General features: G+C 67.8%; 28 protein-coding genes and 1 tRNA gene. 22 read left to right on the plus strand and 7 right to left on the minus strand.

Going from position 1 to position 23,342, the window contains the following annotated elements:
- Position 1 precedes the first annotated feature (1 nt).
- From fabZ to L0C60_RS06100, 6 genes are all read left to right on the plus strand, one after another.
- Positions 2-427, plus strand: coding sequence for a 3-hydroxyacyl-ACP dehydratase FabZ (gene fabZ, locus L0C60_RS06075; RefSeq protein WP_234508569.1), 426 nt, complete (start codon positions 2-4; stop codon positions 425-427).
- Entirely contained in the window at positions 424-1,062 is a 639-nt protein-coding gene (locus L0C60_RS06080) for a S4 domain-containing protein (RefSeq protein ID WP_234508568.1), read from the plus strand. The genes fabZ and L0C60_RS06080 overlap by 4 nt, the downstream gene beginning before the upstream one ends.
- 88 nt (positions 1,063-1,150) lie before the next feature.
- Positions 1,151-5,230: an adenosylcobalamin-dependent ribonucleoside-diphosphate reductase gene (locus L0C60_RS06085; RefSeq protein WP_243092604.1), complete on the plus strand. Its 4,080-nt coding sequence runs from the start codon at positions 1,151-1,153 to the stop codon at positions 5,228-5,230.
- 7 nt (positions 5,231-5,237) lie between these two features.
- Positions 5,238-5,849: a phosphoribosylanthranilate isomerase gene (locus L0C60_RS06090; RefSeq protein WP_234508589.1), complete on the plus strand. Its 612-nt coding sequence runs from the start codon at positions 5,238-5,240 to the stop codon at positions 5,847-5,849.
- A gap of 26 nt (positions 5,850-5,875) precedes the next feature.
- Positions 5,876-6,631, plus strand: coding sequence for an inositol monophosphatase family protein (locus L0C60_RS06095; protein ID WP_234508587.1), 756 nt, complete (start codon positions 5,876-5,878; stop codon positions 6,629-6,631).
- Between the two features lie 9 nt (positions 6,632-6,640).
- Entirely contained in the window at positions 6,641-7,120 is a 480-nt protein-coding gene (locus L0C60_RS06100; RefSeq protein ID WP_234508563.1) for a flavin reductase family protein, read from the plus strand.
- On the opposite strand, the gene L0C60_RS06105 is transcribed toward L0C60_RS06100, so the two are convergent.
- The 6 genes from L0C60_RS06105 to L0C60_RS06130 form a co-directional block, all read right to left on the minus strand.
- Positions 7,117-7,911, minus strand: a complete 795-nt coding sequence (locus L0C60_RS06105; protein ID WP_234508562.1) for a DNA-formamidopyrimidine glycosylase — start codon at positions 7,909-7,911, stop codon at positions 7,117-7,119. The genes L0C60_RS06100 and L0C60_RS06105 overlap by 4 nt on opposite strands.
- Entirely contained in the window at positions 7,904-8,209 is a 306-nt protein-coding gene (locus L0C60_RS06110) for a thiol-disulfide oxidoreductase DCC family protein (protein ID WP_234508560.1), read from the minus strand. The genes L0C60_RS06105 and L0C60_RS06110 overlap by 8 nt, the downstream gene beginning before the upstream one ends.
- Positions 8,193-8,570 carry an acyl-CoA thioesterase gene (locus L0C60_RS06115; protein WP_234508558.1) on the minus strand — a complete coding sequence of 126 codons (378 nt, stop codon included), beginning with the start codon at positions 8,568-8,570 and terminating at the stop codon, positions 8,193-8,195. Before L0C60_RS06115 ends, L0C60_RS06110 begins: the two co-directional genes overlap by 17 nt.
- 9 nt (positions 8,571-8,579) lie before the next feature.
- The gene (locus tag L0C60_RS06120) at positions 8,580-8,816 is read right to left on the minus strand and encodes a 4a-hydroxytetrahydrobiopterin dehydratase (protein WP_234508556.1); all 237 of its coding nucleotides are present in this window, start codon (positions 8,814-8,816) and stop codon (positions 8,580-8,582) included.
- A 50-nt stretch (positions 8,817-8,866) separates the two neighbouring features.
- Positions 8,867-8,943: transfer RNA gene (locus L0C60_RS06125), tRNA-Met, on the minus strand.
- A 9-nt stretch (positions 8,944-8,952) separates the two neighbouring features.
- Complete coding sequence (locus L0C60_RS06130; RefSeq protein WP_234508554.1) at positions 8,953-9,306, minus strand: hypothetical protein; 354 nt, start codon at positions 9,304-9,306, stop codon at positions 8,953-8,955.
- 282 nt (positions 9,307-9,588) lie between these two features.
- On the opposite strand from L0C60_RS06130, the gene rplU reads away from it, so the two are divergent.
- Genes rplU through rsfS form a run of 7 tightly spaced genes read left to right on the plus strand, consistent with a single transcriptional unit; the run spans position 9,589 to position 13,936 of the window.
- The gene (gene rplU, locus L0C60_RS06135; RefSeq protein ID WP_234508552.1) at positions 9,589-9,894 is read left to right on the plus strand and encodes a 50S ribosomal protein L21; all 306 of its coding nucleotides are present in this window, start codon (positions 9,589-9,591) and stop codon (positions 9,892-9,894) included.
- A gap of 3 nt (positions 9,895-9,897) precedes the next feature.
- On the plus strand, positions 9,898-10,155 hold the full coding sequence (rpmA, locus tag L0C60_RS06140) for a 50S ribosomal protein L27 (protein ID WP_126164836.1): 258 nt from the start codon (positions 9,898-9,900) through the stop codon (positions 10,153-10,155).
- Between the two features lies 1 nt (position 10,156).
- A complete protein-coding gene (obgE, locus tag L0C60_RS06145; RefSeq protein WP_234508550.1) occupies positions 10,157-11,407 on the plus strand; it encodes a GTPase ObgE in 1,251 nt (416 codons plus the stop codon).
- A 1-nt stretch (position 11,408) separates the two neighbouring features.
- Entirely contained in the window at positions 11,409-11,969 is a 561-nt protein-coding gene (nadD, locus tag L0C60_RS06150) for a nicotinate-nucleotide adenylyltransferase (RefSeq protein ID WP_234508548.1), read from the plus strand.
- A complete protein-coding gene (gene yqeK, locus L0C60_RS06155; protein WP_234508546.1) occupies positions 11,944-12,501 on the plus strand; it encodes a bis(5'-nucleosyl)-tetraphosphatase (symmetrical) YqeK in 558 nt (185 codons plus the stop codon). The genes nadD and yqeK overlap by 26 nt, the downstream gene beginning before the upstream one ends.
- Complete coding sequence (locus L0C60_RS06160; protein WP_234508544.1) at positions 12,491-13,588, plus strand: LCP family protein; 1,098 nt, start codon at positions 12,491-12,493, stop codon at positions 13,586-13,588. The genes yqeK and L0C60_RS06160 overlap by 11 nt, the downstream gene beginning before the upstream one ends.
- A 6-nt stretch (positions 13,589-13,594) precedes the next feature.
- Positions 13,595-13,936 (plus strand): ribosome silencing factor, encoded by a 342-nt coding sequence (rsfS, locus tag L0C60_RS06165; RefSeq protein ID WP_234508542.1) that lies wholly within the window; start codon positions 13,595-13,597, stop codon positions 13,934-13,936.
- Here the strand turns inward: rsfS and L0C60_RS06170 are convergent, their stop codons facing one another.
- Positions 13,937-14,218, minus strand: a complete 282-nt coding sequence (locus L0C60_RS06170) for a hypothetical protein (protein WP_234508540.1) — start codon at positions 14,216-14,218, stop codon at positions 13,937-13,939. It lies immediately after the preceding gene.
- Positions 14,219-14,239: 21 nt separating this feature from the next.
- Here L0C60_RS06170 and panC point away from each other — a divergent pair, with 21 nt between their 5' ends.
- The 9 genes from panC (at position 14,240) to L0C60_RS06215 (ending at position 23,333) form a co-directional block, all read left to right on the plus strand.
- Positions 14,240-15,070 carry a pantoate--beta-alanine ligase gene (gene panC, locus L0C60_RS06175; RefSeq protein WP_234508538.1) on the plus strand — a complete coding sequence of 277 codons (831 nt, stop codon included), beginning with the start codon at positions 14,240-14,242 and terminating at the stop codon, positions 15,068-15,070.
- Positions 15,067-16,173, plus strand: a complete 1,107-nt coding sequence (locus L0C60_RS06180; protein ID WP_234508536.1) for a type IV pilus twitching motility protein PilT — start codon at positions 15,067-15,069, stop codon at positions 16,171-16,173. The genes panC and L0C60_RS06180 overlap by 4 nt, the downstream gene beginning before the upstream one ends.
- Positions 16,174-16,225: 52 nt before the next feature.
- Complete coding sequence (fba, locus tag L0C60_RS06185) at positions 16,226-17,143, plus strand: class II fructose-1,6-bisphosphate aldolase (protein ID WP_234508535.1); 918 nt, start codon at positions 16,226-16,228, stop codon at positions 17,141-17,143.
- Positions 17,144-17,300: 157 nt separating this feature from the next.
- Positions 17,301-18,575: a thymidine phosphorylase gene (locus L0C60_RS06190; protein WP_234508533.1), complete on the plus strand. Its 1,275-nt coding sequence runs from the start codon at positions 17,301-17,303 to the stop codon at positions 18,573-18,575.
- 16 nt (positions 18,576-18,591) lie between these two features.
- Positions 18,592-19,491, plus strand: a complete 900-nt coding sequence (locus L0C60_RS06195; protein ID WP_234508531.1) for a M23 family metallopeptidase — start codon at positions 18,592-18,594, stop codon at positions 19,489-19,491.
- A 10-nt stretch (positions 19,492-19,501) separates the two neighbouring features.
- Entirely contained in the window at positions 19,502-19,864 is a 363-nt protein-coding gene (locus L0C60_RS06200) for a bactofilin family protein (RefSeq protein ID WP_234508529.1), read from the plus strand.
- A 1-nt stretch (position 19,865) separates the two neighbouring features.
- Positions 19,866-20,723, plus strand: a complete 858-nt coding sequence (gene accD, locus L0C60_RS06205; RefSeq protein WP_234508527.1) for an acetyl-CoA carboxylase, carboxyltransferase subunit beta — start codon at positions 19,866-19,868, stop codon at positions 20,721-20,723.
- Positions 20,707-21,657 (plus strand): acetyl-CoA carboxylase carboxyltransferase subunit alpha, encoded by a 951-nt coding sequence (locus L0C60_RS06210; protein WP_234508525.1) that lies wholly within the window; start codon positions 20,707-20,709, stop codon positions 21,655-21,657. The genes accD and L0C60_RS06210 overlap by 17 nt, the downstream gene beginning before the upstream one ends.
- A 68-nt stretch (positions 21,658-21,725) precedes the next feature.
- On the plus strand, positions 21,726-23,333 hold the full coding sequence (locus L0C60_RS06215; protein ID WP_234508523.1) for a PEGA domain-containing protein: 1,608 nt from the start codon (positions 21,726-21,728) through the stop codon (positions 23,331-23,333).
- Positions 23,334-23,342 lie beyond the last annotated feature (9 nt).

Below are 23,342 nucleotides of genomic sequence, written 5' to 3' on the forward strand. Positions count from 1 at the left end.
CTTGGACATCCAGGAGATCCTGAAACTCCTCCCCCACCGCTACCCCTTCCTCCTCGTTGACCGGGTACTCCAAGCCGACGAGAAGGGCTTCCGCGCCCTGAAGAACGTGACCTTCAACGAGCCCCACTTCCAGGGGCACTTCCCCGGCTACCCCATCATGCCGGGGGTGCTTATCCTCGAGGCCATGGCCCAGGCGGCGGTGGGGACCATCGCCAAGCAGCCCGGCTTCAAGCCGGGGGGGCTCGTCTTCCTGGTGGGGGTGGAGGAGGCCCGGTTTAAAAAGCCCGTGGTGCCGGGGGACACCCTCATCCTGGAAGGGGAACTCCTCCTCTTCCGCCGCGGCCTCGGCAAGGTGGCGGTGAAGGCTTTGGTGGAGGGGGAGGAGCGGGCGAGCGCCACCCTCAGCTTCGCCGTGCGGGAGGGGTGATGGACCTTTCCGCCTACCTGAAACGGGCCCGGGGCGGGCGGGTGGTGCGCACGGGCTTTCTGGAGCCCGAGGACCAAGCCCTCTTGGAGGAAAAGGCCCGGGCGGAAGGGTTGAAGGTTTCCTTCTTTGGGGGCTTCCCCTTGGCCGAGCGCAAGGTGGCCATCCTCTACCCCGAGGAGGTCCCGAGCGTCCAGGACCCCGTGGAGGTCTACCTCCTGGAGAAGGAGCCCCCGGACCTGGGAGAGGCCCTGGGGGACGTGGAGGCCTGGGAGGAGGGCTATGTGGTGGCCCTCCTTCCCGAGGGGAAAAAGGCCCTTCTGGAGGCGGGCTATACCCTCCACCCCGCCCCCGAGGCCGCCTTCAAGGCCAGCAAGGGGGTGCGCACCCTGGTGGTGCCCTCCCTAAGGGTGGACGCCCTCGGGGCCAAGGGCTTCGGCGTTTCCCGGAGCTACTTCGTGCAGGGGGTGAAGGCGGGGAAGGTGCGCCTGAGGGGAAGGCCCGCTTCCCCCAAGGACGAGGTGCGGCCTGGGGATACCCTCCTGGCCGAGGGGTTGGGAAGCCTCCGGCTCCTCGAGGTCCTGGGCGCCACCCGAAGGGGCAACTACAAGGTGCGGGTGGAGGTGGAGCGGGGCTAAATGTGCGCCCCCCCACTTGCCGTGAAAACCCAAGGAGTAGTAGTATTCCCGCCGTAGGCCCCAAGATATGGGGGATGTGGGAGGCATTATGGAGCCCTATTTCTTTGACGAGCACGCCCAAGCCATTGCCAAGCGGCAGTATCTCCAGCCCGAAGACGGGGACATCCTGGGCATGTTCCGCCGGGTGGCCCGGGAAATGGCCAAGGTGGAGCGCCCGGAGGCGCGGGCCTACTGGGAGGAGAAGTTCTACGAGCTCATGGCCACCAAGCGCTTCTCCCCGGGCGGGCGCATCCTGGCGGGGGCCGGTACCGCCCACGGCAACCTCCTCAACTGCTTCGTCCAAGGGGCCACGGAAAACCCTCCGGAAAGCTTTGCCGGCATCATGGAGGTGGCCAGAAAGCTCGCCCTGGTCACCAAGGTGGGCGGGGGGAACGGGGTGAACCTGGACCCCTACCGCTCCAAGGGCGGGAGGAAGCGGCGGCCCGTGCAGGGGGTGGCTTACCTGGCCGCAAGCCACCCCGATGTGGAGGACTTCATCCGCGGCCTCATGCGTCCCCCCATCAACCCCGATGGACCGAAAGAGGAAATCGCCCTGAAGAACTTTGCCCGGGTAGTCTACGGGGAGGTTTCTCCCGAGCTAAAGGCCTTGGCGGAGCGCTACGGGGTGGCCCTGGCCCAGGAACCCCCGGAGGACGTTATCCGGGTTCCCGATGACATGGGGGGCATCGTGGACGCCGCCAAGGAGGCGGCGGACCGGGCGAGGCGGGGGCTTGTCGCCCACGTGGACTTCTCCCTCCTTCGGCCCGAAGGGGCCCCCATCCGGGGTAGCGGGGGGACGAGCTCGGGCCCGGTGAGCTTCCTCTTTGAGATCTTTGACAACTTCTTGGAGTGGGCGGCCTTGGGGGCGGAAGAGGCGGGTCCCGTGGCCACCTTGCGCTACGTCTATGCCCCTGTGCTCCGGGTGGTGCGGCAGGGAGGTACCCGCCGTGGAGCGGGGATGGCCACCCTCTCCATTGAGCACCCGGACCTCTTGGACTTCCTCACCGCCAAGGACCTGGACCGGGAGAAGGCGGAAGGGGACATCTCCACCTTCAACATCTCCGTCCTGGTGAGCGACGCCTTCATGCGGGCCCTGGAGGAGGATGCCCTTTGGCCCGTGACCCCCATTGAGGTTCCCGGCAAGTACTACCCATACCCCCTGGAAGGCCCCTACACCGGGAAGCTCCCCGAGCTTCCCGAGCGGGAGGACGGGGCCAAGCCCATCCCGCTCTTTGGGGGCAAGGTCCCTGCCCGTTGGCTTTGGCACGAGATCGCCTGGCACGCCTGGGCCACGGGGGAGCCGGGGCTCATCTTCGTGGACCGCATCAACGCCCTTTCGGCGCTGAAGGGGTTGGGGGAGCGTTTTTGGATTCGTTCCACTAACCCGTGCGGTGAAATCCCACTCACCGTGGGCGAGCCCTGCGACCTCGGGGCTTTGAACCTCGCCGCCTACGTGAAGGACGGGGAGTTCCAGATGGAAACCTTCCGCCGGGACGTGCATACCGCCATCCGCTTCCTGGACAACGTCCTGGACGTGAACCGCTTCGCCCTCAAGGACAACGAGGAGGCGGCGAAAAGCCTGAGGCGCCTGGGTCTTGGGGTCATGGGCCTGGCGGACGCCCTCATCAAGATGGGCCTCCCCTACGACTCCGAGGCGGCCCGGGAGAAGGTCTACGAGATCATCTCCGCCATGCGGGAGGAGGCCATCAAGGCCTCGGAGGCCCTCGCCGAGGAAAGGGGCCCCTTCCCCCTCTACGAGGCGCACCGGGAGTACTTCCAGGAGCTCGGCATCCGCCCCCGGCGCAACGTGGCCGTCCTCACCGTGGCCCCCACGGGCACCACCAGCATGCTCATGGGGGTTAGCAGCGGGATTGAGCCCGTCTTTAGTCCCTTCGTCTGGCGGAGGATCGGCGGGGAGTACAAGCCCCTCCTCCACCCCCTCTTCGTGGAGCTCATGGAGGCCTACCCGCCCGCCCCCGGCTACGAGAAGGACGGGAAGTGGGACTGGGACAAGATCGTTGAGGAGATCCAACGGGACGGCCACGGCTCCGTGCAGAACCTCTCCTTCGTGCCCGAGCCCATCCGCAGGGTCTTCCGGTGCGCCCACGACATCCACCCCTTGGACCACGTGCGCATGCAGGGAGTGGTGCAACGGGCCTTTGACGCCGAGGGGTACGCCGCCAACTCCCTATCTAAGTGCATCGCCAAGGGCACCCTGATTCCTACCTCCAAAGGGCTCATCCCCGTTGAGGAGATCGCCCCACCCCATCCCGAGGACACCTTTGCCCCGGTGGACGGCTTGTACACGGCGGAGGGATACCGCATCACCGCCCACTACTTCGCTGGCAAGAAGAGGGGGGTTCGGGTGCGCCTAGACAATGGGGCGGAGTTGGTGGGTGCGTGGGAGAGCCACCGCGTCCTCACTCCCCAGGGTTGGCGCCTGATGCGGGAGCTTAAGCCCGGAGACCTCGTTTTGGGCAAGCTGGTTCCCGCCCATGGTCCTGGGGGAGCCCCTATTTCGCTAGAGTTTCCCCTGCGCACCAACGCCAAGGCCCTTCCTCTGCCCGAAAGGATGAGCCCCGAACTGGCCCTCTTTCTGGGCATGTTGGCCGCGGACGGTTCCACGGTGGAGAGCACCGGTTTTGTGGGCATAGCCACCAAGAGCCCGGAGGTGGAAGCGACCTTCCGAGAGGTGGTCCAACGGCTCTTCGGCACGGAACCCAAGGTAACGGTGGACAAACGCACGGGGGTGCGCAACCTGTACCTTACCTCCAGGCGCCTGGTCCGTTACGTGGAGGCTTTAATCGGCAAGGGGGCCGCTGAAAAGCGGGTGCCGCGCCAGATCCTTCAGGGAAACGCCGAGGAGAAGCTCGCTTTCCTTAAGGGGCTGACCTTGGATGGCTATGCTCGTCCGGACTTGGGCCTCGTGGTCTACGAGGGCAAGAGTGCCCGGCTTGCTTACGAGGCTGCGGAGGTGGCCCGGAGCTTCGGGTTGCCCCAGGTGTACCAGGGGCGCAAGAAAGTAGAAGCACCTAAGGAGACATACTTCGTCCATTCGGTGGTCGTTTCGGGTCCCCTGCAGGAACTGGTGGAGCCTATTGAGGTCCATAAACGCATTCCCCGGGTGGACAGGCAGTACAGGGTGTTCGTTCCGGAGGAGGTTGTGGAGGCCACCCGCGTGGGGGTGCACCATCCTGGGTACACAAACCTAAGGTCGGTGCGGAGCAGGGGGGTTTCCCACGTTTACAACTGCACCGCGGACCGTCTGGGTTGGCCCACGGAGGTGTTGGCCTTTAGGGTGGTGGAGGTGGAGGATGTGGGCGAGGTGGAAATGTACGACATAGAGGTGGAGGAGGTCCACCGCTATGTGGTGAACGGCGTCCTCTCCCACAACACCATCAACCTGCCCCATGAGGCCACGGTGGCGGACGTGGAGGCGGCCTACGCCGAGGCCTACCGCACGGGGTGCAAGGGGATTACCGTCTACCGGGATGGCTCCCGGGAGTTCCAGGTGCTCACGGTGAAGAAAGAAGAGAAGGGCAAGGAGAAAAAGGCGCCCGAAGGGGAGCCCCAGGCGGCCCCAGCAAGCGCGCCAAAGCGGGAGGAGAGGCCAGAAGGTCCCGTCTACGAGCGCCCGGGGCGCCTCATGGGCTTTACGGACATGGTGAAGCTCCTTACCCCCGAGGGGGCCAAGCGGAGCTTCCTCGTCACGGTGAACCTCCTCGGGGATAGGCCCATTGAGGTCATCCTCACCTCGGGGAAGGCGGGGGACGAGGCCAACGCCGATAGCGAAGCCCTGGGCCGGGTGGTGTCCATCGCCCTCCAGTACGGGGTGCCCCCCGAGGCCATCATCCGGACCCTTAGGGGCATCAACGGGGGGCTTTACGGGAGCTACCAGGGGAGGCTCGTGTCCAGCAAGGCGGACCTCATCGCCGTGGCCCTGGAGACCATTCCCCAGGCCTTCAAACGGGGCCTTCCCCCCGAGGAGGCGGAAGCCCCCCTGCCGCTTTCCGGGGGAGGCCTCGCCCTCCCTGGGGCTTTGACCTGCCCGGTGTGCGGGGAGAAGGCGTTGGTGCGGGAAGAGGGCTGCTACAAGTGCCAGGCCTGCGGCTACTCCAAGTGCGGCTAGGCGGATGGTGCGGGTGAAGATCTGCGGTCTCACCCGCCTCGAGGACGCCCTCCTCGCTGAGGCGCTCGGGGCCCACGCCCTGGGCTTCGTCCTGGCCCCCGGGTCCAAAAGGCGCCTGGCCCCGGAAGCGGCCCGGGAGATCTCCCGGGCCCTGGGGCCTTTGGTGGTGCGGGTGGGGGTCTTCCGGGACCAGCCCCCCGGGGAGGTTTTGAGGCTCATGGAGGAGGCCCGGCTCCAGGTGGCCCAGCTCCACGGGGAGGAGCCCCCGGAGTGGGCGGAGGCCATCGGCCGCTTCTTCCCCGTCATCAAGGCCTTCCCCCTGGAGGGCCCCGCCAGGCCGGAGTGGGCCCACTACCCTGCCTGGGCCTTCCTCCTGGATAGCCGCCTCCCGGGAAGCGGCGAGCCCTACCCCAGGGAGTGGGCCAAGCCCCTCCTCGCCACGGGCAAGCGGGTGATCCTCGCCGGGGGGATCACCCCGGAGAACGCCCTCGAGGCCCTGGCCCTCCGGCCCTACGCCATTGACCTGGCGAGCGGGGTGGAGGCGGCGGCGGGGGTGAAGAGCCCGGAGAAGCTTAAGGCCCTTTTCGCCCGGGTGCGGGCCTTTATGATGGGGGCGTGAAGGGTCATCCCTTCTTTCCCCATCTCATGGCCATGCTGGAGGCGGCGGACCTCGCCCGGGGCATCCACGCCTACTACCTGGCCAAGGGCTTCACCCAGGGGACCAAGTCGGGCCCCACGGACCTGGTGACCCAGGCGGACCGGGAGGCGGAGGCGGCCATCCGGGAACTCCTCCTCGCCCGCTTCCCCGAGGCGGGGTTCTTGGGGGAGGAGGGGGGAAGCGAGGGGGGAAAGGCCCTCCGCTTCATCGTGGACCCCTTGGACGGCACGGTGAACTACGCCCACGGCTTCCCCTTCTACGGGGTTTCCCTGGCCCTGGAGGTGGAGGGGGTGGTCCAGGCGGGGGTGGTGATGGACACCGCCCGGGGGGAGGTCTTCTACGCCCTGAGGGGCGGGGGGGCGTACCTGGACGGGCGGCCCATCCGGGTCACGGAGCGGGCGGAGTTGCTGGGAAGCCTCCTCGCCACGGGCTTCCCCTACGACGTGGCCCAGGACCCGGAGAACCTCACCTACTTCGCCCGGGCCCTGAGGCGGGGGCTTCTCGTGCGGCGGCCGGGGGCGGCCGCCTTGGACCTGGCCTACGTGGCGGCGGGCCGCCTCGAGGGCTTCTGGGAAGTGAAGCTCAACCCCTGGGACGTGGCGGCGGGGTGGCTTTTGGTGGAGGAGGCGGGGGGGAAGGTCACGGACCTGGAGGGGAGGCCCTACCGCCTGGGCCACCGCTACATCGTGGCCACCAACGGCCGCATCCACGAGGCTTTGCTCCGGACCCTCCGGGAAGACTAGAATGGGGACATGGACCTGGAGGCCAAGAAGAAGGTCCTAAGGAGCTTCACCTACGGCCTTTACATCCTCACGGCCAAAGACGGCGAGGACTACGCTGCCGGCACGGTGAACTGGGTGACCCAAGCCTCCTTCACCCCGCCCCTCATTGCCCTGGGGGTGAAGCGGGATAGCCACCTCCACGCCCTCATAGAGCGCACGGGGAAACTCGCCCTCATGACCCTCGCCGCCGACCAGAAGGCCATCGCCCAGGACTTCTTCAAGCCCACGCAGAGGGAGGGGAACACCCTAAACGGCCACCCCTTTGCGCCTTCCCCCACCCTGGGCCTCCCCCTCCTCACCGAACTCCCCTACTGGCTCGAGGCCGAGGTGCGCCACCTCTACCCCGGCGGGGACCACAGCGTGGTGGTGGCGGAGGTGGTGGGGGCGGGGGTGCGGTACGAGGCCAAGCCCCTCGTCATGTGGGACACGGGCTGGTTCTACGGGGGCTAGCCCTGGCACCGGGGGCAGAAGTGGGCGCTCCGCCCCGCCACCACCTGCCGCCGGATGGGCGCGCCGCAGGCGGGGCAGGGGAGGCCTTCCCGCCCGTAGACGGCGTGGCGCTCCTGGAAGCTTCCGGGGAGGCCGTCGGGCTGCCGGTAGCTTTGGTCGGAAAGCGTGCTTCCCCCAAGGGCGAGGGCCTCGGCCAGGACCTCCTTTAGGGCCCTGAAAAGCCTTTCCCCCTCCTCGGGGCGGAGTTCCTTGGCCCGGCGCAAGGGGTGGAGGCGGGCCCGAAAGAGGGCCTCGTCGGCGTAGATGTTCCCCACCCCCGCCGCCAGGGTCTGGTCCAGGAGGAGGGCCTTGAGGGGCTTGGCGCTTCGGCGAAGCCCTTGGAGGAAGCCTTCCAGTCGGAAATCTTCCGAAAGGGGCTCGGGGCCGAGGCGGCTTAGGAGGGGAATTTCCTGGTAGTTTCCCCCTTCCACCACCCAGATGCGGCCGAAGCGCCGGGGGTCGTGGAAGTGGAGGGGGAAGGAGGGGAACTCCAGGGTGGCCCGGGTGTGGGGGGTGGCCTCGAGGCGGAAGCCCCCCGTCATCCCCAGGTGGACCACCATCTCCAGCCCCCCGGAAAGGGCGAAGAGGAGGAACTTCCCCCGGCGCCCGATGTCCAGGATGCGCTTTCCTTCCGCCCGTTCCGTGTGGCGGTAGCGCAGGGGGTCCTGGTGGCGCACCCTTAGGAGGGGTTTCCCCTTTAGGAGGGGGAGGAGGCGGCGCCTCGTGGTTTCCACCTCGGGCAGCTCAGGCACGGGGCCTCCGCGCCGCCAGGAGGCGGTAAAGGGGCTTCCCCAAAGGGCTTAGGAGGTAGAGGAAGGGGAAAAGGGGCCAAAGGAGGGGGAGGCGGCGGGCCAGGTGGAGGAGTGCCCCATAGCCCCGGTAGACCCTTTCCCCCTCCAGGACGTGGAGCTCCCGGAGAAGGGCCTCCTTTTCCAGGTCCGTGGCCCCTTGTAGGGGCTCCACCCGAAGGGCCTTCCCCAGGTCCAGGGCCTTTAGGGCCTCTCCCAAGGCCCGGCAGTAGGGGCACTGGGCGTCAATCAGCACCCGCATGGGCCTCCACGGGGACGGGCTCCCCCTTCTCGTTCACCGCCACGTAGGTGAGGGTGCCCTTGGTGGCGAGGGTGCGGCCGTTTTCGTGGCCGAAGCGTTCCTTGTACACCTCCACCTCCACGGTCAAGGAGGTGCGCCCCACCCGCACCACCCGGGCCACCACCTCCAGGAGGTCCCCGGTGCGGATGGGCACCTTGAACTCCACGCTCCCCACCGCCACGGTGACCACGGGCTTTTTGGCGTAGCGGGCGGCGGCGTAGGAGCCCACCTTGTCCATAAGGCCCAGGACGAAGCCGCCAAAGGCCGCCCCCAAGGGGTTGGTGTGCTCGGGGAAGACGAGCTCGAGGGTCCGCGCCTCCATGCCCTTAGCCTACAGGAGGCTATCCGTGAGGCGGGCCATCTCCCGGTCCTTCTCCGTGATGCCCCCGGCGCTGTGGGTCCACCACTCCACCTCCACTTGGCCCCAGGCCACGGTGAGGCGGGGGTGGTGGCCCTGGGCCTCGGCCAGTTCCCCCACCCGGTTGGCGAAGGCCAGGGCCTCCCGGAAGTCCTTGAAGCGGAAGCGCTTGTAGAGGCGCTCGGGGTCTTGGCGCACCTCCCAGTCCATGCCCTAAGGGTAAGGCAAAACCCCCGGGCCCATTGTGCCCGGGGGCGGTTTGGTTGCGGGGGCGGGATTTGAACCCGCGACCTTCGGGTTATGAGCCCGACGAGCTACCAGGCTGCTCCACCCCGCGTCGCCATCCTTAACTATAGTGAAGCTTGGCACCTTTGTCAAGTGCAGGCGGAGCTGAGCTCGCATCCCTTCCCCCACCCCGTGCCGGTTGCTGGGAAAAACCCCCAAGCACCCGCACCGCCACGCCCCGCAGGGAAGGAGGACCTTGGGCCAGAAAGAGCTTCACCTCCACCCTCCTCCCGTCGTACCCAGAAAGCCAAGCCCCCTTGCCCTCCGCCTCCCGCACCTCCGGGTAGCGCTCCCCCTCCTCCATCTCCACCTCCCGTTGGCGTAGGGACCGGATGAGGAACCCCATGTCCCATTCCTCCTGCCCCATCCGGGAGACCCGGTCAAAGCCCCGGTCTAGGGAGGAAAAGGGGGACATACCCCAGGGCCTGGACCCCTAACTCGGTTCGGGCAGGGAAAGGGGGAGGGGTGGGTGGGCGCGGGTTTTCTGGGGAGCCGGAAGACCGTGGGGGCCCATGTGGTGGTCTAAAGGAGGAGGAGCATTCGCATACCTTACCCAACCCCCTCTTTGTTTTCCCTTGGTCAAGCCCCTACGGAAAAAAGGAGGAGAACGCAGCAGCAGAGGCGCTTGCGGGAAGCCCCCCGCTTGGGTATAGTGGAAGACCGGTAGGCCCTCTGGGGCTTTGGGAAGGGGAAGGCCATGTACGCAATCGTCAAGACGGGTGGAAAGCAGTACCGGGTGGAGCCCGGGCTTAAGCTCAGGGTGGAGAAGCTGGCCGCCGAGCCCGGCAGCCAGGTGGAGCTCCCCGTCCTGCTCTTGGGGGGCGAGGGAATACGGGTAGGGACCCCCTTCGTGGAGGGGGCCAAGGTGGTGGCCGAGGTGCTGGCCCACGGCCGGGGCAAGAAGATCACCATCTCCAAGTTCAAGGCCAAGGTTCAGTACCGGCGCAAGAAGGGGCACCGCCAGCCCTACACCGAGATCCTCATCAAGGAAATCCAGGGGTGAGCCATGGCGCATAAAAAGGGTCTAGGTTCTACCAAAAACGGCCGCGACTCCCAGGCCAAGCGCTTGGGCGTGAAGCGTTACGGCGGCCAGGTGGTGCGGGCGGGTAACATCCTGGTCCGCCAGCGGGGCACCAAGTTCAAGCCGGGCAAGAACGTGGGCATGGGCCGGGACTTCACCCTCTTCGCCCTGGTGGACGGGGTGGTGGAGTTCCAGGACAAGGGGCGTCTAGGCCGGTACGTGCACGTGCGCCCCTTGGCGTAAGGTGTTCCAAGACGTTCTCCTCATCACCGTCGCCGCCGGCAAGGGTGGCGACGGCGCCGTTTCCTTCCGCCGGGAAAAGTTCGTGCCCAAAGGAGGGCCGGACGGGGGGGACGGGGGGCGGGGGGGGAGCGTCTACCTCCGGGCCCGGGGGAGCGTGGACTCCCTTTCCGAGCTTTCCAAGCGCACCTATAAGGCGGAAGACGGGGAGCACGGCAAGGGAAGCGGCCAGCACGGCCGCGCCGGGCGGGACCTTTACATAGAGGTGCCCCGGGGGACCCGGGTTTACGATGCGGACACGGGAGAGCTTTTGGGGGACCTGACCCAGGAAGGGGAGGTGCTCCTGGTGGCCCGGGGCGGGGAGGGGGGGCGGGGGAACACCCATTTCGTCACCCCCACCCGCCAGGCTCCCCGCTTCGCCGAGGCGGGGGAGGAGGGGGAGAGGCGCAGACTCCGCCTGGAGCTCATGCTCATCGCCGACGTAGGCCTCGTGGGCTATCCCAACGCCGGCAAGTCCAGCCTCCTCGCCGCCACCACCCGCGCCCACCCCAAGATCGCCCCTTACCCCTTCACCACCCTGAGCCCCAACCTGGGGGTGGTGGAGCTTTCCGAGGAGGCCCGCTTCACCCTGGCGGACATCCCGGGGATCATTGAGGGGGCGAGCCAGGGGAAGGGGCTTGGCCTGGAGTTCCTGCGCCACATCGCCCGGACCCGGGTTCTCCTCTACGTGCTGGACGCCACGGAAAACCCCAAGGAGGTCCTCGCCACCTTGCGCCAGGAAGTGGGGGCCTACGACCCCGCCCTCCTCCGCCGCCCGGCCCTCATCGCCCTCAACAAGGTGGACCTCCTCGCCCCCAAGGAGGTGGAGGTCAGGGTGGCGGAGCTCCTCCCGGAGGGCCTTCCCGTCCTTCCGGTGAGCGCCCTTACCGGGGAAGGCCTGGATGCGCTAAAGGAGGCCCTCTGGAGCCTGGTCCAGGCCACCCCGGCTCCCGAGTTGCCCAAGCCCATCCCCAAGACCGAGGTGCGGGCAGGGGTGGAGGTGGTGCCCGTGGCTGAGGGGGTCTACGAGGTGCGGGCCCCGGAGGTGGAGCGCTACCTCAAGCGGCTAAAGGGCGACCTTTCCGAGGCGGCGGGGTACCTGCAGGAGGTCTTCAAGCGTCACGGGGTGGAGGCGGCCCTTCGGGCCAAGGGGGTGCGGGCGGGGGACGTGGTGCGCCTGGGGGGGCTGGAGTTTGAGTACATCCCGGAGGGCTAGGGTGCGGATTGGCCTTTTTGGCGGCTCCTTTGACCCCATCCACCTGGGGCACCTCATCGCCGCCAGCGAGGCGGCCAGCGCCCTGGGCCTGGACCAGGTCCTCTTCGTGGTGGCCGCCCGTCCGCCCCACAAGACCCCCGTGGCCCCCCCGGAGGCCCGGTACGAGATGGTCCTCTTGGCCACGGCGGAGGACCGGAGGTTTGGGGCCTCGAGGCTGGAGCTAGACCGCCCCGGGCCCAGCTACACCGTGGATACCCTGGAGGAAGCCCGCAAGCTTTTCCCCGAGGACGAGCTCTTTTTCATCACCGGGGCCGACGCCTACCGGGACGTCCTCACCTGGAAGGAAGGGCACCGGCTCCACGAGCTCGCCACCCTGGTGGCCGTGGCCCGCCCGGGGTATCCTTTGGAGGCGATGCCCGTGCCCGTGGTGCCCCTTTGGGTGCCGGAGGTGGGCATCTCTAGCACCGAGATCAGGCGGCGCATCCGGGAAGGGCTTTCCGTGCGCTACTGGGTGCCCCGGGCCGTGGAGGTGTACCTTGAAAAGCACGCCCTCTACCGCTGAGCTTTTGGAAAAGGTGAGGCCTTTGGTGACCCCGGAAAGGTGGGCGCACATCCTGCGGGTGGCCGAGCTTGCCCGCACCATCGCCGAGAGGAACGGCCTAGACCCCGAACGGGCCTACTTGGCGGGGCTTCTGCACGATGCGGCGCGGGACCTGCCTTTGGAGGAGCTTTTGCGCCTAGCCTCCCCGGAGAACGAGGTGGAGAGGGCCCACCCCTTGGCCCTCCACGGCCGGGCGGCCCGCAGGCTGGCGGAGGCTTGGGGGGTGGAGGACCCGGAGGTCCTGGAGGCCATAGAGGGGCACGTCTACGGGGTTTCCCCCGAGAACGGGCTGGGCATGGCCCTCTACGTGGCCGACGTTTCCGAGCCCGGGAGGGGGGTGAACGGGGAGATCCGCGACCTCGCCCTTTCGGGGAGGCTTCGGGAGGCCTACCGGGAGGCGGTGGTCAACAAGGTGCACTACCTCCAGGGCAAGGGCATTCCCGTCCACCCCAGGACCCTGGAGGTGTACGAGAGCCTCCAACATGCGCCCTAGGGTTTCCTTCCTCCTCTTGGCCTTGGCGCTTTTCGCCCTTGGGGGCGTTCTTTCCCTGCCCCGTCCGAAGGAGGAGGGGGAGGTGCGCCCCGTGCGGGCGGGGGCCTTGCCGGAGATGGGGGTGGTGGTGGCGGCCCGGGACATAGAGTACTGCGGCTACCACACCCCCTGCGGCCCCGGTTCCCGCACGGACACCATCTTTTACCTGCGCCTAAGGGGCCAGGAGGCCAAGGGGGTGGCCATCCCCCGCGACCTCTATAGCCCCCTGGTGGGGGGCAAGGTGAACGCCGCCTACGGCCGGGGTGGGGCGGAGCTTCTAAAGCGGGCGGTGGCCGAGGCCACGGGGATGGTGGTGGAAAGGCACCTCATCCTCACCCTGGAGAGCGTGGCCCGGGTGGTGGACGCCGTGGGGGGGGTGGAGGTCTATCTGGAAAGGCCCATGCGCTACACCGACCGGGCGGCCAGGCTCTTCATAGACTTCCCCGCAGGCCGCCTCCACCTAAACGGGGAGGAGGCGGTGAAGTACATGCGCTTCCGCCACGATGCCCTGGGGGACTACGCCCGGCTGGACCGCATCAAGGAGGTGTTGGTCCAAGTCTTGCGGAAAGCCCAAGACCCCCGCACCTGGCCCGCCTTGGCCCTGGCCCTGCGGGAGGTCTGGGCCCAGTTGGACACGGACCTCACCCTCGAGGAGGTCCTGGGCTATCTACCCGCCGTCCAGGGGCTTAAGGTTTCCCTGGCCACCCTGCCCACCCGGGAGGGCCCCGGCACCTTCCTCTACGTGGACGAGGAGGCCCGGGCCCGCTTCCTCGCCGCTTTCTTCGGCGAAAACCCCCCTTTGGCACCCCCGGACGTGCCGGTGGTGTTGCGAGGAGAAGGGGCGCTTTTGCGCTGGGGGCAGGCGCTTTTGCAAAGGGAAGGGGTAAGGCCCGTTTTGGAGGAGGCGGGGGTAGAGAGGAGCGCCGTCTACACCCAAGACCCCGTGGCCGGGGCCTACTACGCCGAGCTTTTCCACCTGCCCCTCCTCGCCCCCCATAGGCCCCTTTCGGGCGTGGTGGTGGAGCTTGGGAAGGACCTGCTACAATGAGGCTAGATGGTGAAGACCAAGGAGGCGGTAGAGCTCGTCGGGCGCATTAAGGAACTTCTTTGGGAAAAAAAGGCGGAGAACGTGGTGGCCCTGGACCTCAGGGCCGTTTCCGAAAGCCTGGACTACTTCGTGGTGGCGAGCGCCACCAGCACCCCGCACCTCCAGGCCCTGGAGCGGCACGTGCAGGAGAAGCTAGAGGAGGAGGGGTTGCGCCCTAGGCCCACGGAGGGGCAAAGCCCCCGCTGGGTGGTCCTGGACTACGGGGAGGTGGTGGTCCACCTCATGACCCCCGAGGCCCGGGAGTACTACGACCTCGAGGGCTTCTGGGCCGACGCCGAAAGGCTTTAACTACTTGATGCGGGGCGGGGCCAAAGGCCCCATGATGAAGCGCTGGAAGGCCAGGTAGAAGCCCAGGTAGACGAGGAGCTGGAACCAAAAGCTTGCCGCCACCTTAAGCCCCAAGGCCGCCGCCAGCAGGATGAGGCTCACCGCTCCCATCATCACCAAGGTGGTGCGGAAAAACACCCCGGGGAAGTACTTTAAGGCCTCGCGGAAGGTCTTGGGCCGGCGCGCCTCCCATTCCTTCAGGGCCTTTCTCTTGAGCTTTTCCTCCCGTTTCCTCTTCCCCACAGGGAAAGTATACTGGGCCCCGTGAACGTGGTCCGCACCGTGGCGGAACTCCGGGCGGCGTTGCCCCGGGAAGGGGTGGGCTTCGTGCCCACCATGGGCTACCTCCACGCCGGCCACCTGGCCTTGGTGGAAAGGGCCCGGGCAGAAAACCCCTTCGTGGTGGTGTCCATCTTCGTGAACCCCTTGCAGTTCGGGCCTGGGGAGGATTACCACCGCTACCCCCGGGACCTGGAGCGGGACCAGGCCCTTCTGGAGGCGGCGGGGGTGGACCTCCTCTTCGCCCCCAGCGTGGAGGAGATGTACCCCAAGGGCTTTGCCACCCGGGTCCAGGTGGAAGGCCCCCTCACCGCCCTATGGGAAGGGGAGGTGCGCCCCGGCCATTTCCAAGGAGTGGCCACGGTGGTGGCCCGCCTCTTCCTCCTGGTGGGGCCGAGGCGGGCCTACTTCGGGGAGAAGGACTACCAGCAACTCCTTGTGATCCGCAAGATGGTGCGGGACCTGGGCTTTCCCCTGGAGGTGGTGGGGGTGCCCACGGTGCGGGAGGAGGACGGCCTAGCCCTTTCCAGCCGCAACGTCTACCTTTCCCCCGAAAGGCGCAAGAAGGCCACCGTGCTCTATAGGGCCCTTTCCGCCATGCGGGAGGTGGCGAAGGAGGGCGGAAGCGTGGCCGAGGCCCTGCGGGCTGGGGAGGCGGTTTTGGCGGAGGTGCCCGAGTTTAGGAAGGACTACCTGGCCCTGGTGGACCCCGAGACCCTCCTTCCCCTTTCCGACTGGGTGAAGGGGGCTAGGGGCATCGTGGCCGGGCGCTTTCCCGAGGTGCGGCTTATTGATAACCTGGAGGTCTACCCATGAGCGAGGCCCCTTCCGAGGGAAAGCAAAGCCTTTTGGAGATGCTGAAGGCCATGGTCCAGGCCCGGGCTTCGGATATCCACCTGCAGGCGGGAGCCCCTCCGATGGTCCGGGTGGACGGAAAGCTTAGGCCCTTTGGCAACCGGCCCCTCACCCCGAAGGATACAGAGGCCATCGCGCGGGCCCTCCTCACCCCGGAGCAACAAGAGGAGCTGGAGTACCGGAAGGAGATGGACTTCGCCTACACCATCCCCGGGGTGGCCCGTTTCCGCTGTAACCTCCTCAGGCAACGGGGCAGCTTTGGCCTGGTGATGCGGGTGGTGGCGGAGGTCATCCCCAGTTTTGAGGCCCTGGGCCTGCCCCGGGAGGTTATGGAAAACCTAGCGGCCAAGGAGCGGGGCCTCATCCTGGTCACCGGGCCCACGGGGAGCGGCAAGAGCACCACCCTGGCGGCCCTCATTGACCACATCAACCTGCACTACGCCAAGAACATCATCACCATTGAGGACCCCATAGAGTTTTTGCACCGGCACAAGAAGAGCCTGGTGGTGCAGCGGGAGGTGGGGCTAGACACGGATAGCTTCTACTCCGGGGTCAAGTACGCCATGCGCCAGGACCCCGACGTGATCCTCATCGGGGAGATGCGGGACAAGGAGACGGTGGAGGCCGCCCTCATGGCCGCCCAGACCGGGCACCTGGTCCTTTCCACCCTCCACACCCTGGACGCTTGGCGCACCATCAACCGCATCATTGAGTTCTTCCCCTTGCACGAGCACCAGCAGGTGCGCATCCTCCTGGCGGAATCCCTCCTCGGCATCCTTTCCCAGCGCCTCCTGCCCCGGGCGGATGGGCAGGGGCGGGTGTTGGCCCTCGAGGTCCTCATCGCCACCCCGTACGTGCGGGAGCTCATCAAGGATGAGGACAAGACGCCCCAGATTAAGGAGGCCATGATGGAGGGGAGCATCCACGGCATGCGCACCTTTGACCAACACCTGGTGGAGCTCTACACCCAGGGGCTCATCTCCCTGGAGGACGCCCTCTCCGCCGCCACCAGCCCCCACGAGTTCCGCCTCCTCCTCACCAAGGCCACGGGACAGGCCTACTAGGCCTGGTTTCCACGCTTCCACGCCCGGGGTATAATCCCGGGCGGAGGCGTTTATGCTGGTGACCGGACTGGAAATCCTCAAGAAGGCGCGGGCCGAGGGCTACGGGGTGGGGGCCTTCAACACCAACAACATGGAGTTCACCCAGGCCATCCTCGAGGCCGCCGAGGAGCTTAGGAGCCCGGTGATCCTGGCCCTATCCGAAGGGGCCATGAAGTACGGGGGCCGGGCCCTCACCCAGATGGCGGTGGCCCTGGCCAAGGAGGCCCGGGTGCCCGTGGCCATCCACCTGGACCACGGCTCCAGCTACGAAAGCGTCCTCAAGGCCCTCAGGGAGGGCTTCACCAGCGTCATGATTGACAAGTCCCACGAGGACTTTGAGACGAACGTCCGGGAAACCAAGCGGGTGGTGGAGGCGGCCCACGCCGTGGGGGTCACGGTGGAGGCGGAACTGGGCCGCCTGGCGGGGATTGAGGAGCACGTGGCGGTGGACGAGAAGGACGCCCTCCTCACCAACCCCGAGGAGGCCCGCCTCTTCATGGAGCGCACGGGGGCCGACTACCTGGCGGTGGCCATCGGCACCAGCCACGGGGCCTACAAGGGGAAGGGCCGTCCCTTCATTGACCACCCCCGCCTGGAGCGCATCGCCCAGCTTGTCCCCGCTCCCCTCGTCCTCCACGGGGCGAGCGCCGTGCCGCCCGAGCTCGTGGAGCGCTTCCGCGCCGCCGGGGGGGAGATTGGGGAGGCGGCGGGCATCCACCCCGAGGACATCAGGAAGGCCATCGCCCTGGGCGTGGCCAAGATCAACACCGACACCGACCTGCGCCTGGCCTTTACCGCCCTCATCCGGGAAACCCTGGGGAAGAGCCCCAAGGAGTTTGACCCCAGGAAGTACCTGGGCCCGGCCCGGCAGGCGGTGAAGGAGGTGGTGAAAAGCCGCATGGAGCTCTTTGGCTCCGTGGGTAAGGCCTAGGGCCAGGGGCGCTCCCTCTTTCCGAACGGTCGGGGGTTCCGCCTACGCCCCGGCCGAGGCGGGCCTGGGTCCTATGGGGCGCATCCGGTAAACCGCTCCTCCCATCCTGGAGGGGGCGGTTTACCGGGAGGGCCCGGCTTTGGCGTAGCATGGGCCCATGAACCCCGTGCTTTTCATCCGCGAGAAGCGGGAGGGAGGCAAGCACCGGCAGGAAGACCTAAAGGCCTTCCTCCTGGGCTACCTGAAGGAGGAGGTCCCCGACTACCAGGTGGCCGCCTGGCTCATGGCCGCCTTCCTCCGGGGCCTGGACCGGGAGGAAACCCTTTGGCTCACGGAGACCATGGCCTATTCCGGGAAGGTCCTGGACCTTTCCGGCCTGCCCCATCCCGTGGACAAGCACTCCTCGGGCGGGGTGGGGGACAAGGTGAGCCTGGTGGTGGGGCCCATCCTGGCCGCAAGCGGTTGCACCTTCGCCAAGATGTCCGGCCGGGGCCTGGCCCACACCGGGGGGACCATTGACAAGCTGGAGTCCGTGCCCGGCTGGCGGGGGGAGATGACGGAGGCGGAGTTTCTGGAAAGGGCTAGGCGGGTGGGCCTCGTCATCGCCGCCCAAAGCCCCGACCTCGCTCCCCTGGACGGGAAGCTTTACGCCCTTCGCGACGTGACCGCCACCGTGGAGAGCATCCCCCTCATCGCCAGCTCCATCATGAGCAAAAAGCTCGCCGCTGGGGCGCGGAGCATCGTCCTGGACGTGAAGGTGGGCAAGGGGGCCTTCATGAAGACCCTGGAGGAGGCCCGCCTCCTGGCAAAGACCATGGTGGAGATCGGCCAAGGGGCGGGCAGGCGGGTGAAGGCCCTCCTCACCAGCATGGAGGCTCCCTTGGGCCGGGCGGTGGGGAACGCCATAGAGGTGCGGGAGGCCCTTTTGGCCCTTAAGGGGGAGGGCCCCGAGGACCTGGTGGCGGTGGCCTTGCGTCTGGCGGAGGAAGCCTTGCGCCTCGAGGGCCTGGACCCAGGCCTCGCCCAGAAGGCCCTGGAAAGCGGGGCCGCTTTGGAGAAGTTTAGGGCCTTCCTCGAGGCCCAAGGAGGAAACCCGAAGGTGGTGGAGGACTTCTCCCTCCTGCCCCTTGGGGAAGAGTTGCCCCTTCTGAGCCGGGAGGCCGGGGTGGTGCGGGAGGTGGACGCCTACCGGGTGGGCCTGGCGGTTTTGGCCCTGGGGGGTGGGCGGCGCAGGAAGGGCGAGGCCATTGACCACGGGGTGGGGGTTTACCTCATGAAAAAGCCCGGGGACCGGGTGGAAAGGGGGGAGGCCCTGGCCCTCCTCTACCACCGGGGGCGGGGGGTGGAGGAGGCCTTGGACCACCTGCGGGAGGCCTTCCTTTTGGGGGAAACGGCAAGCCCCTTGCCCCTCGTTCTGGAGGCGGTGGGATAGGGTAAACTCTAGCGGGATGAAAAGGCGGCCCGTGCGCTACACCCTCCTTCTCGCCCGAAGCGGCGGGGGGAGCCATGCCCTAAGCCTCCCCGGGTGGGCGGCCCTCCTCCTCCTGGCCCTTTTGGCCTTGTGGAGCGGGGCCAACCTTTACTTTTGGCACCGGGCCCAGGAGGCCCGGGATTTGGAGGCCAGAATGCGCGCCTTGGCCCAGGAGGCCCGCAGGCTTTCCCTGGCCCTCGAGGCGGAAAAGGCCAAAAACGGGGCGCTTTCCCAGGAGGCGGAGCGTACCAAAAGGGAACTGGAAGCCTTGAAAAAGGCCATTGACGAGCTCCGCCGCCGCGCCGGGCTTTCCCCCCTCAACGCCCTGCCCGTGCGCTACCAAGAGGGGGGACAGGGCGGGGGGGCCATGGCGGGGTGGGCGGAGGTGCGGGCCACGGTGCTGGACCTGCAAAACCAGGTGCGGGAGCTTGTTCCGGCCTTGGAGCGCACGTTGGAGGTGGAGGCGAGCCTCCCCCGGGGGCTTCCCCTCCGGGGCCATGGGGGCATCACCTCCTCCTTCGGTACCCGCAAAAACCCCTTTGGCCCCGGCCTGGAGTTCCACGATGGGCTGGATTTCTCCGCCCCCTACGGGGCGCCGGTCCACGCCACGGGCGGCGGGGTGGTGGCCCGGGTGGGCTGGATGGGGCCCTATGGCCTCGCCGTCCTCTTGGACCACGCCGAGGGCTACCAGACCCTTTACGGCCACCTCTCCCGCATCCTGGTGCGGCCTGGGGAACGGGTGGAGCGGGGGCAGGTTCTGGGCTACGTGGGCTCCACGGGCCGCTCCACGGGGCCCCACCTGCACTACGGCGTCTACCGCCACGGCGTCCCCCTGGACCCCAGGCCCTACCTTTCCCCCGCCTGGGCGGGCCGGTAAAATGGGGCGGATGCTCGCAAGGAGGCAGAACCCCCTCACCTACCTGGCCCCGGAAACCGAGGTCCTGGGCGACCTCAAGGCCAAGGGCCAGGTGCGCATAGACGGCCTGGTCCGGGGTTCGGTCTACGTGGAAGGGGAGCTGGAGGTGGGGCGCACGGGCCGCATAGAAGGGGAGCGCATAGAGGCCCAGGCGGTGCAGATCCACGGGGAGGTCAAGGCCGATATCGTGGCCGGGAAGGTGGCCCTTTCCAAAACGGCCCGCTTCACGGGGAGCGTGCGGGCCCAGGCCCTGGACGTGGAGGCGGGGGCGGTCTTCATCGGCCAGAGCCTGGCTGGGGAGAGCCGGGCCCTCGAGGCTCCCAAGGAGGCGTAGCGTGGCCTTAGAGAGGCTTTTCCGCCGCAAGCGCCCGAGCGGGGAGAACCGGGACGTCCCCGAGCTTTGGACCAAGTGCGAGGCCTGCGGGGCCCAGCTCTACAAAAAGGAGTTCAAGGAAAACCTCTACGTCTGCCCCAAGTGCGGCCACCACCACCGCATGCCCGCCGCCGAGCGGGTGGCCATGCTGGCCGACCCCGGCACCTTCCAGGAAACCACCCGCCTCGCCCCCCTGGACCCCTTGGGCTTCGTGGACACCAAGCCCTATAGGGAGCGCCTCGAGGCCTACCAGAAGGAAACGGGGCGCAAGGACGCCATCGTGGGCGGCACCTGCGCCATCGGGGGGGTCCCGAGCGTCCTTTTGGTCATGGACTACGCCTTTGCCGGGGGGTCCATGGGGAGCGTGGTGGGGGAGGAGATCGCCCGGGGGGTGGAGCGGGCGGCGGAAGAGGGCAGGGCCCTCGTCATCGTGGCCGCCTCGGGGGGCGCGAGGATGCAGGAGGCGGCCCTTTCCCTCATGCAGATGGCCAAGACGGTGATGAGCCTGGACCTCCTTTGGGCCAAGCGCCTTCCCTACGTTTCCGTCCTCACCGACCCCACCACGGGGGGGGTCACGGCCAGCTTCGCCGCCTTGGCGGACGTCATCTTCGCCGAGCCCGGGGCCCTCATCGGCTTCGCCGGTCCTCGGGTGATCCGCCAGACCATCCGCCAGGAGCTCCCCGAGGGCTTCCAGCGCGCGGAGTTTCTCTTAAAGCACGGCATGGTGGACCGGGTCACGGACCGCCGTAGGCTCAAGGCGGAGGTGGTCCAGGCCCTGCGCCACCTACACCCCGGAGTCCCCTATGCCCCTGGAGTTTGAAAAGCCCATCCTGGAACTGGAAAAGCGCATCCAGGAGCTCAAGGAAACTGCCCGCACCACGGGCGTGGACCTGGAGGCGGAGATCCGCCTTCTGGAGGAGCGCTTGGCGCGGCTCAAGCAGGAGATCTATGGCAACCTCACCCCCTGGCAGCGGGTGCAGCTCGCCCGGGCCCCAGGGCGGCCCACCACCTTGGACGTGTTGGCCAAGGCCTTCCAGGACTTCCTGGAGCTCCACGGGGACCGGGCCTTCGCCGACGACCCCGCCATCGTGGGGGGGCTCGCCTACCTGGAGGGGCAGAAGGTGGTGGTGGTGGGCCACCAGAAGGGGCGGGACACCAAGGAGAACCTCCAGCGCAACTTCGGCATGCCCCACCCCGAGGGGTACCGCAAGGCCATGCGCCTCATGGACCTGGCGGACCGCTTCGGCTACCCCTTCATCAGCTTCATTGACACCCCGGGGGCCTACCCCGGGGTTTCCGCCGAGGAGCGGGGCCAGGCCTGGGTCATCGCCCAGAGCATCCAGCGCATGGGGCGCCTAAGGGTGCCCGCCATTGCCGTGATCCTGGGGGAGGGGGGAAGCGGGGGGGCCTTGGCCATCGGGGTGGCCAACCGGGTCCTGATCCTGGAAAACGCCTGGTACTCCGTCATTAGCCCCGAGTCCTGCGCCGCCATCCTCTGGCGGGACGCTAAGGAGGCTCCCAAGGCGGCGGAGGCCCTTAAGCTCACGGCCCACGACCTCCTGGCCCTTGGGGTGGTGGACGCCGTCATCCCCGAGCCCGAGGGCGGGGCCCACAAGGACCCGGACCGGGCCATCCAGAACGTGAAGGAAGCCCTTCTGCGGACCCTGGAGGAACTCAAGGCCCTCACCCCGGAAACCCTTTACCAGGACCGCTACCGCCGCTTCCGCGCCCTGGGGGCCTACGCCGAGTCTTAAGGGGCCTTGGCCTCCTTCCCTCAGGATTTTCACAGGAACCCTTTAGCCTGAGGGCGGAGGTGAGGAATATGCGGAGGTTCCTCCTAGCGGTGTTGGGATTGGGGGCAGTTTTGGCCCAGCAGCTAAGCCCCCAGGGCATCCTCATCAACCCGGTGCCCACGGATTTGCAGGTCAAGGTCTGGGTGGACAAGGACCCCGGCAAGCGGGGTACGGCCCTTTACCAGGTGGGGGAGCCCATCCACATCTACGTGAACGTGAACCAAGACGCCTACGTCTATCTCTTCAATATCAACGCCGACGGGAAGATAGACCCCATCCTGCCCAACGCCTACGAGCGGGATAACTTCCTAAGGGCGGGGGAGACGCGGCGGTTTCCCCCGGAATGGGCCCGTTACCGCTACACCGTGACCGGCCCTGAGGGGGAAGACCGCATCCTGGCGGTGGCGAGCCGGAGGCCCCTTTCCCTCCTGGAGATTTTGGACCTGGAGGGGAACCGGGTGCGGGTAGAGGGGGCGGAGGGGCTTGCGAGGGCGCTTTCCATCGTCATTGAGCCCATTCCGGCCCGGGACTGGGTCACGGACGTGGCCCGCTACTACGTGGGCCGGGTAACCGCGCCGCCCCCTTCCACCGCCACCTTGGCGGTGGACTCGAGGCCCCAAGGGGCCGAGGTCTACCTGGACGGCCGCTTCCAAGGGCGCACGCCCCTTTCCCTCTCCGTGAACCCGGGGCGGCAGGAAGTGGAGGTGCGGCTTCCCGGTTACCAGCCCTACCGGGTGGCGGTGAACCCGAGGCCTGGGGAACGGGTGCAAATCTTCGCCCAGCTCGTTCCCGAGCTCCGGCAGGGCACCTTGGCGGTGGCCTCCACGCCCGGCGGGGCGGAGGTCTACCTGAATGGCGCCTTGCGGGGCCGCACCCCCCTAAGCCTCGCCCTGCCCGAGGGGCGGTACGAGGTGGAGCTTAGGCTTTCCGGTTACGAGCCCTACCGTACCCGCATTGAGGTGCGCCGGGGGGAGACCACGCGGTTGGACGTGCGCCTAAGCCCCATCCGCACCGGCACCCTCCTCCTGGAGTCCAGCCCCTCGGGGGCCGAGGTCTACCTGAACGGGCAGCTTAGGGGACGCACCCCCTTGCGGCTCACCCTGGACGAGGGGACCTACCGGGTGGAGCTTAGGCTTCCCGGCTACGAGCCCTACACCGCCAGCGTCCGGGTGGAGCGGGGCCGGGAGACGCGGCTTTCCGCCAGGCTTACCCCCATCCGCACCGGGGAGCTCTCCTTGGAGGTGAGGCCCCAAGGGGCCGAGGTCTACGTGGACGGCCGCTTGGTGGGGCGGGGTTCCGTGCGGCTTAGCCTCGAGGCCGGCCTGCACGAGGTGCGGGTGGTGGCCCCCGGCTACACCGAGTACCGGGCCCAGGTGGAGGTGCGCCCCGGGGAAAGCCTGCGGCTTTTTGTGGAGCTTGTGCCCCTGCGGGCTGTCTTGGAGCTCTACCTCAACGTGGAGGCCCGGGTCTTCCTGAACGGCGAAGAGGTGGGGCTCGCCCGGGGTGGCTACCTCCGCCTGGAGGCGCCCCCGGGGGAGTACGAGCTCACCCTGGTGGCCAAGGGCTACCGCACCCTGGTGCAGACGGTGCGCCTAAGCGGCAACCAGGTGCTCAGGCTAGAGCTTAGACCGCTTTAGAAGGCCGGC

This window comes from Thermus hydrothermalis (genome assembly GCF_022760925.1).
Lineage (GTDB): Bacteria > Deinococcota > Deinococci > Deinococcales > Thermaceae > Thermus > Thermus hydrothermalis.